This window comes from Microbacterium maritypicum MF109 (genome assembly GCF_000455825.1).
Classification (GTDB): Bacteria; Actinomycetota; Actinomycetes; order Actinomycetales; family Microbacteriaceae; genus Microbacterium; species Microbacterium maritypicum_A.
Genome location: NZ_ATAO01000111.1, coordinates 1 through 307, shown reverse-complemented (window position 1 = coordinate 307; position 307 = coordinate 1). Strand labels below are relative to the sequence as shown.

1 protein-coding gene is annotated in these 307 nt (G+C 66.8%); it reads left to right on the top strand.

Going from position 1 to position 307, the window contains the following annotated elements; translation table 11 throughout:
- Positions 1-307: acyl-CoA dehydrogenase family protein (locus L687_RS0121205; protein ID WP_031206897.1), on the top strand; the 307-nt coding region annotated here is incomplete at both ends.

The following is a 307-nucleotide window of genomic DNA, read 5'->3' as shown; positions in this document are numbered from 1 at the left end:
ATCCAGCTGATGCTGAACCTGCCGCTCGAGCGTCTCTCGATCGGCGTCGCCGCGGCCGCAGCCGCACAGGCCGCCCTCGACTGGACCATCGCCTACACGAAGGATCGCGAGGCGTTCGGTGAGCGCATCGCCGACTTCCAGAACACCCGCTTCCGGCTCGCCGACATGTCTGCGACCACCGATGCGATGTGGGCGTACATCGACCGCGCACTGCTCGCCTACAAGGACAACACGCTCACCGCGGAGGATGCGGCGAAGGTCAAGTTCTGGGCGACCGAGCGCGAGTGGGAGGTGCTCGACACAGGCG